Consider the following 13,227-nt stretch of genomic DNA (forward strand, 5'->3'; position numbering starts at 1 on the left):
CGAGTGGAGGTCCCGATGACGGAACAGGTCTTGCGTAGTCGACGGTCGTGTCTGGCCACGCCTGGGTCGAACCCGCGGTTCCTGACCAAGGCGAAGGGGCTGGACGCGGACCAGGTGTTCCTGGACCTCGAGGACTCGGTCGCGCCGATCGCGAAGCCTGATGCCCGCAAGAACATCGTCGCCGCGCTCAACGAGGGCGGCTGGGGTACCAAGCTGCGCGTCGTCCGGGTGAACGACTGGACCACCGAGTGGACGTACGCCGACGTGATCGAGGTCGTCGGCGGCGCCGGCGCGAACCTCGACTGCATCATGCTGCCGAAGGTGCAGACCGCCGAGCAGGTGGTCGCGCTCGACCTGCTGCTCACCCAGTTGGAGAAGGTGCACGGGTACGAGCCGGGCCGGATCGGGATCGAGGCGCAGATCGAGAACGCATTCGGCCTGACCAACGTGAACGCGATCGCGACCGCGTCGCCGCGGGTGGAGACGATCATCTTCGGGCCGGCGGACTTCATGGCGTCGATCAACATGAAGTCGCTGGTGGTCGGCGAGCAGCCGCCCGGGTACGACGTCGGCGACGCCTACCACTACATCCTGATGCAGATCCTGATGGCCGCGCGGGCGCACGGCAAGCAGGCGATCGACGGGCCGTACCTGCAGATCAAGGACGTCGACGGTTTCCGCCGCGTCGCCGGCCGCTCGGCCGCGCTCGGCTTCGACGGCAAGTGGGTGCTGCACCCCGACCAGATCGCCGCCGCGAACGAGGTCTACTCGCCCCGCCAGGACGACTACGACCACGCCGAGAACATCCTCGACGCCTACGACCACTACACCTCCGCGGCCGGCGGCGGCCGCGGCGCGGTGATGCTCGGCGACGAGATGATCGACGAAGCCAGCCGCAAAATGGCCCTCGTCATCTCCGCCAAGGGCCGAGCCGCCGGCCTCACCCGCACCGACATCTGGCAGCCCCCCGCCGACTAACCCACCTGGGCCATGATTGCGAGTAGGTGGCCGTCGGGGTCGGGGAAGAAGGCCATCCATTCCTCGATGCCGTTGTCGTGCTTGTGGATGAGGTGCGGGGCCTGCTCGAACTCCACGCCGCGGGCGCGGAGTTCGTCGTAGGCCGTCTGGATGTCGTCGACGCGGAAGTAGAGGATGGAAGGGTTCGCGGATCCTTCGTTGGCGCTCAGGAACAGCCGCGTTCCACCGCAGTCGAAGAACGCCAGGTCCCCGAACGTGTAGAGGTGGGGGAGTCCCAGTACGCCGCCGTAGAAGTCGACGGCCTGCTGGATGTCACTCACCGGGCGGGCGATCTGCCCGATCGCACCTAGCTGCACCATCTCCGCGCCTCCTTGTCCCTGAAGAGCACTGTCCGCGGCCGGCCGCGTGTGCCCACATCCTCAAGCTAGCGGCGCGCCGCCTGAATTGCGCTCCCTCAGCGGGTCCAGACCTTGTAGATGCGGATGGGCTTGGCCGGGGGGCCGTCCTGGTCGGGGTCGGCGATGCCGGCGGTGACCATGCGGTCGAAGGTGGACATGCCGGCGATGACGTGGCCGAGGACGGTGTAGTTCGGCGCGATGTTCGCGAACGAGTGCACGACGAAGAACTCGGAGCCGTTGGTGCCTGGGCCCTGGTTGCCGTAGGCAACGGTGCCGCGCGGGTAGGTCTCCTGGCCGGTGACCTCGTCGGGGAACTTGTACCCGGGCCCACCTTCCTCCTGGCGGTAGATGTCACCGCACTGCAGGACGCCCAGCCGGGACGAGTTCGTCAGCCGGAAGCACTGCGTGGCGTCGTAGAACCGGCTCTTCACCAGATGCACGAAGTTGTGTACGCCGCAGGGCGCGTTGGCGCGGTCCATCCGGACCACGAACGGTCCGTAGTTCGTCACGAAGTACACGTCGACCGTGCCCTTCGCACGGGCCACCGGGGACGGGATCCGGACCGGCTTGGCGGCCGGGTTCTCAGGCGTCGGCGTGAACTCGCACTTCGCCACCGGCTTGGCAGCCGGTGCGGCGGAGGCTGTGGTCGTGGAGAGTGTCGTCGCAACCAGAACGGCCGCGATCAGGGCGGTGAGTGATCGCTTCATCACCACACCGTAGTACCTCGCTTGCTCTCTGCAGAGGTTGTTCAAGGAATTCGTCGCGGACTCGAACATCCGGCGCTTCCCGCCTAAGGTGATCCGGTCCGCTGCGGAAGGTGTGTTTGTGTGAACGGCGAGGTACTGGCAGGTCGGTACCGGTTGCTGACCCTGCTGGGCAGGGGCGGTGCGGGTGAGGTGTGGCAGGCCGAGGACACGCTCCTCGCCCGCCAGGTCGCGGTGAAGTTGCTGCGCAGCCTCGAAGGCGACCCGATGGACGCGGTCCAGCGGTTTCGCGCCGAGGCTCAATCAGCCGCTCGATTGACCCATCCGAACGTTGTCGCGACCTACGACGTCGGCACCGAGGGTGACCACGTGTTCCTGGTGATGGAACTCGTGCAAGGACCCGATCTGGCCAAACTGATGCGTACGTCGGGACTCCCGGCCGCTTCCCTGATCGAGGACATCGCCGTGCAGGGCGCTCGTGCCCTGGACGCGGCACACGCGGCCGGGATCGTGCACCGCGACGTGAAGCCGGGCAACCTGCTGCTGGCTCCCGACGGCACCCTCAAGATGACCGACTTCGGTATTGCCAAGAGTGCGGGCAACGAGACGACCGGACTGGGCGTCCTGCTCGGTACGGCGTCGTACGTGTCGCCGGAGCAGGTCCGTGGCGAGCCCGCGACCGCGGCCAGCGACTGGTACTCGTTCGGCTGTGTCCTGCACGAGCTCCTGACCGGTACGCCGCCGTTCACAGGCCCGACCGTCGACGTGGTCATGCGGCAGCATCTCGACGTACCGCCTCCGCCTGTTACACGTGCCGACGTACCGGCTGAGCTGTCGAACCTCGTGGCGCACCTACTGGCCAAGGATCCGGCGGACCGTCCGTCGTCGGAGCACGAGGTGGCCGCGCTGCTCGCACCGGCCAACCAGACGCAGGTGCTGGCGTTCACGCCACCTGCGGCTGCCGAGGTGGTCGGTGTGGGTAAGTGGGAGGAGGACTCCGACGAACCGGCGCATCGGGCGACCCGCAGTGGCTTCCCCTTGGCCAAGGCAGGTGTGGCTGCTGCCGTGGTGGTAGCGGGTCTGGTGGGGGCGCTCCTGCTGCGGGCAGGCGTGTCGAACGATCCGCCCGCACAGGCCGGCGGAACGCCTACTGCCCCGGTGCAGAAGGTCACGACGGCTCCCAAGACCACACCGAAGCCCAAGCCGACCCCCACTCCCACCAAGACGAAGACAACGCCGACGAAGAAGCCGACGCAGACGCAGAACCCGCAAGGGATGCTGGTGCAGCGGCTGCGCTCGCTGGCCGCACAGGTACGCGCGACGCAGCAGGGCAGCCGTAGCAAGGCGCCGCGGGAGGCTGCGAACGACCTGGACCAGGCTGCCCAGGCAATCGACCACGGCGACACCGAGTCCGCCGCGAAGCACTTCTACGAGGCGCGGCAGCGGCTGGCTGAGGCACAGCAACGACACCGCTGGCAGGCGACCCAGCAGATCGCCGCGCTGTTCTTCACCATCGGCCAGTCACTCCCTCGTCCTGACCACGACGACGAGTGAGGCACGCGACCTTCGCCAGGTGGCCGGTGTCACAGCGGGTGTCACCCTCGTGCCGGGATGCTGATAGCGAGGATACTCGCGGGTAAGCCGGCCGAAGGAGACGCACGATGAGCAGGTTGCAGCAGACTGAGGGGCTGACCGACATCCAGGAAGAGATCCTGAAGACGGTCCGGGCCTTCGTCGAGGCCGAGATCCTCCCGGTCGCGACCGAGCTCGAACACCGCGACGAGTACCCGACCGAGATCGTCGAGGGACTCAAGGAACTCGGGCTGTTCGGGCTGATGATCCCCGAGGGGTACGGCGGCCTCGGCGAATCGCTGCTCACGTACGCGCTGTGCGTCGAGGAGATCGCCCGCGGCTGGATGAGCGTGTCCGGGATCATCAACACGCACTTCATCGTCGCGTACATGCTGCTGCAGCACGGGACCGACGAGCAGAAGCAGAAGTACCTGCCGCGGATGGCGACCGGTGAGGTCCGCGGCGCGTTCTCGATGTCCGAGCCGGGCTGCGGGTCCGACGTCGCCGCCATCAAGACGAAAGCCACTCGCGAGGGTGACGGCTATGTCGTCAACGGTCAGAAGATGTGGCTGACCAACGGCGGCTCGTCGAACCTGGTCGCCGTACTCGTGAAGACCGACGAGGGGCAGGACTCGGTCTACAAGAACATGACCACGTTCCTGGTCGAGAAGGAGCCCGGGTTCGGTGAGGTCGACAAGGGCCTCACGATCCCCGGCAAGATCGAGAAGATGGGCTACAAGGGCGTCGACACCACGGAGCTGGTGTTCGACGGGTACCGGATCGACGCGGGCCAGATCCTCGGCGGCGTACCGGGTAAGGGTTTCTACCAGATGATGGACGGCGTCGAGGTCGGTCGCGTGAACGTTGCCGCGCGCGGGTGCGGCGTCGCCCGGCGGGCGTTCGAGCTCGGGATCTCGTACGCGCAGCAGCGCGAGACGTTCGGCAAGAAGATCGCCGAGCACCAGGCGGTGCTGTTCCGGCTCGCCGACATGGCCGTCAAGGTGGAGGCCGCGCACGAGCTGATGGTGAAGGCAGCCCGGAAGAAGGACAGTGGCTCCCGCAACGACTTCGAGGCCGGCGTGGCGAAGTACCTGGCCAGCGAGTACTGCTCGCAGGTCGTGGAGGACTCGTTCCGCATCCACGGCGGCTACGGGTTCTCGAAGGAGTACGAGATCGAACGCCTCTACCGCGAGGCCCCGATGCTCCTGATCGGCGAGGGGACGGCCGACATCCAGCGCATGATCATCGGCCGCCGCCTGCTCGAGGACTACAAGCTCTGACCGTACGCTGGGTCGACAGGCGGGGCGGTGCCGGTCGGCCCAGCGCACGGCGGGGCAGGGTCTAGGCCGTACTGCGGGTCGGGACTTGCCGGGTGTTGCCGGAGCCGTGGCCGGAGAGCAGCCAGATGCCCAGCTGGGTGATCTCGTGGCGCACCGACGCGCCATCGCGGCGGGTGGTGATCAGGCCGGCCTCGCGGAGCACCGTCGCCTGATGGCTCGCGGCAGCCGGAGAGATCCCGCAGCGTTTCGCCAGCTCCGTCGTCGTACAGCCGCTGACGGTCGCCTCCAGCGCGGCGGCCCGGGTCGACCCGAGCAGGGCTCCCAGCGGGTCACTCGACGGCGGGTGCTCCATCGGCGTCTGCCGCAGGATCCCGGGCGCATGCTGGATCGGGTACACCAGGATCGGTTTGAGGTCCGGGTCCCGCAGCTTGGTCGGTACCTGCCAGCAGAACGCCGAAGGCTGCAACTCGATTCCCCTGCCATCGAGATACAGATCTCGGTCGTTCATGTCCAGCACCTGCAGGACCGGTGCGACCCACCGGACCCGCGGATGCAGCGACGACAGCAGCCGGTCCACACCGTGCCGGGCCAACGCCTCCCCTCGATGGGCGTGGTCGGCGGACACGTGCGTCCCGATCGATTTCCAGTACGGCGCGATCGCGGCCTCGTGATACGTCCGGATGGCCCGTCCGAGCTTCTGCATCGACGTACGGCCACCTTGGGCCAGCTCCCGTGTCCAGGGGGAGGCCGGCCGGTACTGCGCGAGCAGGTCGAGCTGGCTGCGGATCTGCTGCCGCGGTGTCGCCAGTGCCTGCTCCAGGGCGGTGTCGAAATCCGGAGCGGGCTCTGCCGGGGTGAGGAAGTCGGGGGAGTAGCCCTTCGGCGGAGTCAGCTCGAGCAGCAGCCGCATCTGGTCCGGTGCGACCGTGGCCCGCACCTGGCGCCGCCAGTCCTCGAAGATCAGCCGGCCTTCCGAGTGCTGCAGCATGTGCAGGCTCAGCAGTACCTCCCAGAGCGGCGCCGGCGTGGTGGCGACCGTGACCCGGGTCAGGTCGCGCGGCGTGAAATGGATACGAAGCACCGCGATCCCCTCCTGTCCCTGGTCGGCATTTGATCGCGGAAAGTAATCGATCCCTGACCGAATGCGATTCCGGAATTCAATCAAGGGAGGAGATCGCGGGACAACCGTTTGAACATTCCAATCCCGGAGTAGTCCTGGCCATGGCAAAAGGTTGCCAACTCACCCGACCGGGCGGAGCGAATTCCGGGCCCAAGAGGGTGTCTAGAGCCAGTGGTTCCGTTTGAACAACCGGTAAAGGACGGTGCACGCCGCCAGCATCACTCCGAGTACGACGAAGTACGCGTACTTCAGCCGCAGTTCCGGCATGTAATCGAAATTCATGCCGTAGATCCCGGCGATCATGGTCGGCACCGCGAGGATGGCCACCCACGCCGAGATCCGCCGCATGTCCTCGTTCTCGGCCACCTGGACCTGGGCCAGCCCGGCCTGCAGGATCGAGCTGAGCAGCTCGTCGAACGAGATCACCTGCTCCTTCACCCGCTGCAGGTGGTCGTCGACGTCGCGGAAGTAGTTCTTCGTCTCGTCGGCGATCAGCGGGTGCCGCAGCGTGGCCAGGGCACGCATCGGGCCGGTCAGCGGCGCCACGGCCCGCTTGAGCTCCAGCACCTCACGCTTCAGCTGGTAGACCCGGTCGATGTTCCGCCAGCCACGCGGTGTGAACATGGACGTCTCGATCAGGTCGATATCGGCCTGTACGGCGTCCGCGACCTCCAGGTACCGGTCCACGACGTGGTCCGCGATGGCATGCAGTACGGCGCCCGGACCGGTGGCGAGCCGGTGCGGCTCCCGCTCCAACACCTGCCGCAGTCCGGTCAGCTCACTGTGCTCACCGTGCCGGACCGTGACGACGAAGCCGGGTCCACAGAACACCATGACCTCACCCGTCGCGACCACCTCGCTGGTGGCGGTCAGGTCGTCGTGCGGGACATACGTGACCGTTTTGAACACTGCGAACAGCGTCTCGCCGTACCGCTCCAGCTTGGGGCGCTGGTGCGCCTCGTAAGCGTCCTCCAGCGCCAGCGGGTGCAGCCCGAACTCCGCACCGATGATGGCGAGCTGGTGGTCGGTCGGCTGGAACAGGCCGATCCACACGAACCCCTGCCCGCGCTGCGCCCGGTCGAGCGCCTCGGTGTAGGAGCTGACCCGGGTGTCGCGGACACCGTCGCGGTACAGCCCCCAGTCGACCAGGGCGCCCTCGAGCTTGCCGGTGACCACGTCGTCCGGCGGACGGCCGGGACCGTCGCCGCGCCGGGCGAAGACCCGTCCCACACGGCGTGTCGCGCCCATGTCCCATCGTCGCCCGGTCATCACCGGCGAGGCTATCAAGACGCGGTAACCAGCCGTCGGCAATGATGGGGTGCAAGCACGTGGAGAGGAACGACGATGACCACGCAGGGCATGCCCTCGATGGACCCCAGGCCGACCGGCCTGACGATCGGGACGTACGACACCTACCGGGAGGCACAGCGAGCTGTCGACTATCTCTCGGACGAGAAGTTCCCGGTCGAGCACACGACCATCGTCGGCAACAACCTCCGTCAGGTCGAGAAGATCACCGGCCGGCTCACCTGGGGCCGGGCGCTGGCGGCGGGTCTGGCCAGCGGCGCCTGGTTCGGGCTGTTCGTGGGCCTGCTGCTGGGGCTCTTCACCACCAACAACTGGCTCGCGGCGGTGCTGACCGGCGTCGTACTCGGCGCCTTCTTCGGCCTGGTGTTCGGCGGCCTCGGGTACGCGCAGTCGGCCGGCCGGCGGGACTTCACGTCGCGGACCGCCGTGGTGGCCACAACGTACGACGTACTCTGCGACTTCAAGTTCGCAGAAGAGGCGCGCAACCACCTCGCCAAGCTCGCCCTGAAGGGTGAGGTGCACCCGGTGTTGCCGAATCACGAGGCGCAGCAGACCACGCAGCGGCCCGTCGACTGAGGTGACCTATCTCTCCCGCCGGTGAGAGCCACACCACGGCCCGGAGGCGCCCGGACCCGGCAGCATGGGGAATCCCATCGGGAGGCCAGAGCCGAGGAGGAACCGAGATGCAGTTCGGGCGCAGCTACGAGGAGTTCGAGGTCGGTGCGGTCTACAAGCACTGGCCGGGTAAGACGGTGACGGAGTACGACGACCACCTGTTCTGCCTGCTCACCATGAACCACCATCCGCTGCACCTGGACACGCACTACGCGGAGGGGTCGACCCAGTTCGGGAAGAACGTTGTGGTCGGCAATTACATCTACTCGATCCTGCTCGGGATGTCGGTCCCGGACGTGAGCGGCAAGGCGATCGCCAACCTGGAGATCGAGTCCCTGCGGCACGTCGCCCCCACCTTCCACGGCGACACCGTGTACGGCGAGACGCTCGTCCTGGACAAGTGGGAGTCGAAGTCCAAGGACGACCGCGGCGTCGTGTACGTCGAGACCAAGGGCTACAAGCAGGACGGCACCGTCGTCTGCCTGTTCCGCCGCAAGGTCATGGTCCCGAAAAACAACTACCTCGAGTCCCGCGGCGGCGAACAACCCGGCCGCCCGGTTCCCGCCGAGTAGCCGCCTTTCCGCCCGTCCGCATTTGCCTGGCCGACCCACCAATTTGCCTGGCCGACCCACCAGATGAGGGGTTCCCCACCCGGAACCAGGGTGAGGAACCCCGAACCAGGTGGGTCAACCCATCAAATGAGATCAGCTGAGGAACAGCTCGATGACCGGGACGAGGACGTTCGGCTTCTGGATCGGCAACTTCAGCGTGAGTACGTCGGCTGAGACGCCACCCATCGTGGTGTTCTGCGCCTGCTGATGGGGGTCGTTCTCGATGCGCTTGATCTCGGAGGCGTCGTTCAGGAGCTGGGCGTACTTCACCTTCCCGCCGAGACCGGCCAGATGCACGTGGCCCATCGGCCAGGAGAACAGGTGCAGATACAGCCGGTTGCCCTTCTGGGTGTAGCGCGCGTCCACGGGCGGGGTGTACTCCGACGGGCGGGCGCCACGGATCGACCGCTCGTGCAGGCGCATCCACCCACCGATGTCGGCCAGCGTCGCCAGCGCCCTCGGGTCGAACTCACCACGACCGGTCGGTCCCACGTTCAGCAGCAGGTTGCCGTCCTTGGAGACCGAGTCGATCAGCATCTTCACCAGCAGCTCGGGTGACTTCCAGTCCAGGTTGTCCCGGTCGTAACCCCAGCTGCCGTTCAGCGTCTGGCACGCCTCCCACAGCACCGGTACGCCGTCGCGCTGCATCGGCCCGTCCGGCTGGTACTGCTCCGGTGTCACGAAGTCGCCCGGGATGTCCAGCCGGTCGTTGATCAGGATGTCCGGCTGCAGCTCCCGGACCATCGCCATCAGCTCTTCCGAGCGCCAGTCGTCCTTGCCCTTGCCGTGGCCGTCCCGCCCGTCCGGGTACTTCCGGCCGGGGTAGGAGAAGTCGAACCACATGATGTCGATCGGCCCGTAGTTGGTCAGCAGCTCACGCGTCTGCGCGTGCAGGTAGTCGGCGTACACCTGGATGTTCCGCCCGGCCGCCTTCGCGATCGCCTCCTCGTCGTCGCGCTGCGGGTGCACGAGGTCGATCGGGAACTCCGGGTGGTGCCAGTCGATCAGCGAGTGGTAGAACCCGACGCCCAGGCCCTCGGCCCGGCACGCCTCGACGAACGGTCCGACAAGGTCCTTGCCCCACGCGGTCTTCGCCACCGTGTAGTCGGACACCTCGGAGTCCCAGAGGCAGAAACCCTCGTGGTGCTTGGTCGTGAGTACGGCGTACTTCATGCCGGCCTCGCGCGCGGCGCGGGCCCACTTGGCCGGGTCGTAGAGGTCCGGCTCGAAGTGGTCGAAGTACGGCTGGTAGTCCTCGTCGGTGAGCTTCTCGCGGTTCTTCACCCACTCGTGCCGGGCCGGCAGTGCGTACAGGCCCCAGTGGACGAACAGGCCGAACCGCCAGTCGCGGAACTTCTCGACGGAGTGCGCAGGAGGCGCGTCGGTCATCTCACATCTCCTTAAGGATTAGCGGCCGCCCAGACCGGTGACGAGCAGACCGCGGACGAGGTGTTTCTGCAGCAGGACGACAAGCAGCACAGTGGGAATCATCGCCATCACCGACGCCGCCATCATCAGGTTCCACTGGGTGCCCTGCTGCCCGACGAACTGCGCCAGGCCGAGCGGCACGGTGCCCTTGTCCTCGACGCTGTTGATGATGATCAACGGCCACAGGAAGCTGCCCCAGAAACTGATGAAGGTGAAGACGGTGAGTACGGCGATGGCCGGCCGCGCGAGCGGCAGCATGATCCGGAAGAACGACCCGAACGGGCCGCACCCGTCGACCCGGGCCGCCTCTTCGAGCTCGGCCGGGACGGTCAGGAAGAACTGCCGCAGCAGGAAGGTGCCGAACGCGGTGAACGCCCACGGCAGGATCAATGCCCAGTAGCTGTCCACCCAGCCGAGCGCCTGCATCAGCCAGTACATCGGCACGATCAGGACTTCCTGCGGCACCATCAACGTGCCCAGGAACAGGACGAACAGTTGCTCCCGGCCCCTGAACTTCAAGCGGGCGAAGGCGTACGCCGACAGGCTCGAGGCAGCGACCACCACAAAGGTGCCGGCCACTGCCACCAGCAGACTGTTCAGGAAGTAGCGATCGAACGGGGCGAACGTGAACGCGTCCGCGTAGTTCTTCCAGCGGATCTCGGAGCCGAACAGGTGCGGTGTCGGCGTGAACACCTCGTCGGCGGGCTTCAGCGACGTCGACACGGCGTACACCAAGGGGCCGAGGAAGACGATCGCCACGATCACCAGCAGGGTGTGCGAGACGCCGCTGCGGACCTTGCGGGCGGCGCTGTTGGTCTCAGACGTCATAGTTCACCCACCGCTTCTGCCCGAAGAACTGGATCGCGGTGATGCCCATGATGATCACGAACAGCACCCATCCGGCCGCCGACGCCAGCCCCATCGTGAGGAACTGCCAGCCCTGGTTGTAGACGTACATGACGATGGTCTGGGTGGCCACGCCCGGGCCGCCCTGGGTCAGGATGAACGGCTGCGCGAACACCTGGAACGAGGTGATCAGCGTCATCGTGGTGGCGAAGAACATCGACGGGGTGATCATCGGCCAGGTGATGTAGCGGAACCGTTGCAGCGGCCCGGCGCCGTCGATCTGCGCGGACTCCAGTTGCGACTGCGGAACCTGGTCGATCGCGGCCGAGAAGACCAGGAAGTTGTAGCCGAAACCCTGCCAGATCGACATCGCCACGATCGCCGGCATCGCCCAGTTCGACGAGCCCAGGAAGTTCGGCGCGTCGATGCCGAACCAGCTCTGCAGGCCGCCGTCGATCAGTCCGCCGGGCTGGAACAGCAGCCGCCAGACCATCACGTTGGCCACCATCGGCGTCATCACCGGGATGAAGAACAGCACCCGGAACACCTGCCGGCCCTTGATCTGCGGGCCCAGCCAGACCGCGAGTCCGAGCGAGACGACCACGTTCAGCGGAACGTACAGCACCACGAACAGGACCGTGTTCAGCACGACCCGGCGGAACACCGGGTCGTGCAGCAGGTGCGAGTAGTTGCCGAAGCCGAGGAAGGAGCGGGTGCCGAACACCGGCCAGTCGAACAGGCTGATGCCCAGTGCCATCGCGGTCGGGAACAACGTGAACAGCGCCAGCCCACCGAGACTCGGCGCCAGGAAGATCGACGCATACCGCCCGTCCCGCCGCAACGCGGGCCGGCGCCCCGCCCGGGGCGCACCCTCAGGTGCGCCCGGGGGAGCGACGGTTGTGGTGTTGGTGGTCATGGGGCCTCCCGGCCTGGACTGAGGAGCGCAGGGAGCGCAGCGACCGGAGCGACGAGGGAAGGCCGGGAGTTACAGCCCCATGACCCGCCGCGCCGGAGGCGTGGCATCAGCAGAGCCATTACGACCCAGCGCCTGCCTGGTCCTGGATGGTCTTCAGGGCCTGGTCCGGCGGGATCTCACCGTTCAGTGCCTGCGTACCGAACCGGTTGAGCAGGTCGGCGACCTGGACCCAGTTCTTCGAGGTGACCAGCGGCACCGAGTGCTCGGAGGCGTAGTCGATGGTCTCCTTCGCGCCGTCGATCTTCGCGGCGGTGAACCAGGCCGGGTGCGCCGCGGTGCGGGAGGGGTACGCGCGGCCCGCCTCGGCCAGCGTGGTCAGCGGCTTCTCACTGGTCATCGACATGATCGCCTGGAAGGCCGCGTCCGGCGTCTTGCAGGACCGGGCGATGCCGAAGCCCGAGCCGGCGGTGTAGGTCTTCGAGCCGTCCGGACCGGCCGGGATCGGCGCGATGCCGAGGTTGAACTTGACCTTGCCCTTGGTGTCGATCAGCGACCACGGCCCGTTCAGCTGCATCGCGGCCTTGCCGCCGGTGAACTGCTGGGTCTCGAAGTCCGGGTTGCCACCCGGCACCTGCGGGGCGATCTTGTCGGTCTTGACGAAGTCGGCGTACTGCGAGAAGCCCTGCTCGAACTTCGAGTCGGTCAGATTGAGCTTGCCGTCGGCCAGCGGCTCGGCGCCGGTCATGGTCCGCACCCAGGACATGGTGCCCAGGTCGCCGGGGGTCGTCACCAGGCCGGTCTTCCCAGCGGCGGTCAGCTTCTTCGCGGCCGCCTTGAACTCGTCCATCGTCCAGCCCGGCTTCGGATCGGGTACGCCGGCGGCCTTGAACATGTCCTTGTTGTAGAAGATCACCATCGGGCCGGAGTCGTACGGGATCGCGATCTGTTTCCCGTCCGCCTTCAGGCCGTCCATGATCGGCTTGTCGAAGTCCTCGGCCTTCATGCCGTACTTCTTCATCAGGTCGTCCAGCGGCACCATCGCGTTGGCGTACGACGCCATCCGCAGACTCTGCATGCCGATGATGCAGGGTGCCTTGCCGCTGGCCAGCGTGGTCCCGATCTTCGACCAGTAGCTGTCCCACGGGGCGCCCTGGAGCTTGACGGTGATCCCGGCGTGATCGGTGTGGGCCTGGTCAGCGACCTTCTGCCAGGCGGCCTGGTCCTCGGCGCCGGCAACCCAGAACGACCAGGTCAGATCGGCCTTGTCTGCTGCGCCGGAGCTACCGCTACTGCCATCGTTGCTGCCCCCGCAGGCAGCGACGGTGGTCAGGGCAAGAACCGACAGGGCGGCCATGCCGGTCTTCAGGGCCCAGCGGTGCGCCCGCACTGGTGTTGCTTTCATCGCTGACCTCCAGGGGATGTACTGATTCATCCGATCTATAGTCGGAGGT

Annotated in this window: 13 protein-coding genes; 5 read left to right on the forward strand and 8 right to left on the reverse strand. The window is 66.9% G+C overall.

The window, feature by feature from the left end; genetic code table 11:
* Window positions 1–15: 15 nt before the first annotated feature.
* Complete coding sequence (locus EV647_RS25145) at window positions 16–978, forward strand: CoA ester lyase (protein ID WP_134006902.1); 963 nt, start codon at window positions 16–18, stop codon at window positions 976–978.
* Here EV647_RS25145 and EV647_RS25150 read toward each other — a convergent pair.
* Window positions 975–1,337 carry a VOC family protein gene (locus tag EV647_RS25150; protein ID WP_134006904.1) on the reverse strand — a complete coding sequence of 121 codons (363 nt, stop codon included), beginning with the start codon at window positions 1,335–1,337 and terminating at the stop codon, window positions 975–977. The two genes, EV647_RS25145 and EV647_RS25150, sit on opposite strands and share 4 nt — an antisense overlap.
* 95 nt (window positions 1,338–1,432) lie before the next feature.
* On the reverse strand, window positions 1,433–2,083 hold the full coding sequence (locus tag EV647_RS25155; RefSeq protein ID WP_134006906.1) for a peptidylprolyl isomerase: 651 nt from the start codon (window positions 2,081–2,083) through the stop codon (window positions 1,433–1,435).
* A gap of 120 nt (window positions 2,084–2,203) precedes the next feature.
* Between EV647_RS25155 and EV647_RS25160 the strand changes: the two genes are divergently transcribed.
* Together EV647_RS25160 and EV647_RS25165 are read left to right on the forward strand one after the other, a co-directional pair.
* The gene (locus EV647_RS25160) at window positions 2,204–3,634 is read left to right on the forward strand and encodes a serine/threonine-protein kinase (RefSeq protein ID WP_134006908.1); all 1,431 of its coding nucleotides are present in this window, start codon (window positions 2,204–2,206) and stop codon (window positions 3,632–3,634) included.
* Between the two features lie 107 nt (window positions 3,635–3,741).
* On the forward strand, window positions 3,742–4,932 hold the full coding sequence (locus EV647_RS25165) for an acyl-CoA dehydrogenase family protein (protein ID WP_134006910.1): 1,191 nt from the start codon (window positions 3,742–3,744) through the stop codon (window positions 4,930–4,932).
* A gap of 61 nt (window positions 4,933–4,993) precedes the next feature.
* Here EV647_RS25165 and EV647_RS25170 read toward each other — a convergent pair whose 3' ends face one another.
* Both EV647_RS25170 and EV647_RS25175 read right to left on the reverse strand, forming a co-directional pair.
* Window positions 4,994–6,013 carry a helix-turn-helix transcriptional regulator gene (locus EV647_RS25170; protein ID WP_134006912.1) on the reverse strand — a complete coding sequence of 340 codons (1,020 nt, stop codon included), beginning with the start codon at window positions 6,011–6,013 and terminating at the stop codon, window positions 4,994–4,996.
* A gap of 201 nt (window positions 6,014–6,214) precedes the next feature.
* Entirely contained in the window at window positions 6,215–7,321 is a 1,107-nt protein-coding gene (locus EV647_RS25175; protein WP_134006914.1) for a magnesium and cobalt transport protein CorA, read from the reverse strand.
* Between the two features lie 75 nt (window positions 7,322–7,396).
* Between EV647_RS25175 and EV647_RS25180 the strand changes: the two genes are divergently transcribed.
* Both EV647_RS25180 and EV647_RS25185 read left to right on the forward strand, forming a co-directional pair.
* Window positions 7,397–7,936, forward strand: a complete 540-nt coding sequence (locus tag EV647_RS25180) for a general stress protein (protein WP_134006916.1) — start codon at window positions 7,397–7,399, stop codon at window positions 7,934–7,936.
* A gap of 107 nt (window positions 7,937–8,043) precedes the next feature.
* Window positions 8,044–8,547 (forward strand): MaoC family dehydratase, encoded by a 504-nt coding sequence (locus EV647_RS25185; RefSeq protein WP_134006918.1) that lies wholly within the window; start codon window positions 8,044–8,046, stop codon window positions 8,545–8,547.
* A 132-nt stretch (window positions 8,548–8,679) separates the two neighbouring features.
* Here EV647_RS25185 and EV647_RS25190 read toward each other — a convergent pair whose 3' ends face one another.
* The 4 genes from EV647_RS25190 to EV647_RS25205 form a co-directional block, all read right to left on the reverse strand.
* A complete protein-coding gene (locus tag EV647_RS25190; RefSeq protein ID WP_134006920.1) occupies window positions 8,680–9,975 on the reverse strand; it encodes an alpha-L-fucosidase in 1,296 nt (431 codons plus the stop codon).
* Window positions 9,976–9,993: 18 nt separating this feature from the next.
* Window positions 9,994–10,842, reverse strand: coding sequence for a carbohydrate ABC transporter permease (locus EV647_RS25195; protein ID WP_134006922.1), 849 nt, complete (start codon window positions 10,840–10,842; stop codon window positions 9,994–9,996).
* Entirely contained in the window at window positions 10,832–11,776 is a 945-nt protein-coding gene (locus EV647_RS25200; RefSeq protein WP_134006924.1) for a carbohydrate ABC transporter permease, read from the reverse strand. Before EV647_RS25200 ends, EV647_RS25195 begins: the two co-directional genes overlap by 11 nt.
* A gap of 118 nt (window positions 11,777–11,894) precedes the next feature.
* Entirely contained in the window at window positions 11,895–13,178 is a 1,284-nt protein-coding gene (locus EV647_RS25205; protein WP_166680429.1) for a sugar ABC transporter substrate-binding protein, read from the reverse strand.
* Between the last annotated feature and the right edge of the window lie 49 nt (window positions 13,179–13,227).

Origin of the sequence: Kribbella sp. VKM Ac-2566, assembly GCF_004366005.1 — a bacterium.
Lineage (GTDB): Bacteria > Actinomycetota > Actinomycetes > Propionibacteriales > Kribbellaceae > Kribbella > Kribbella pratensis.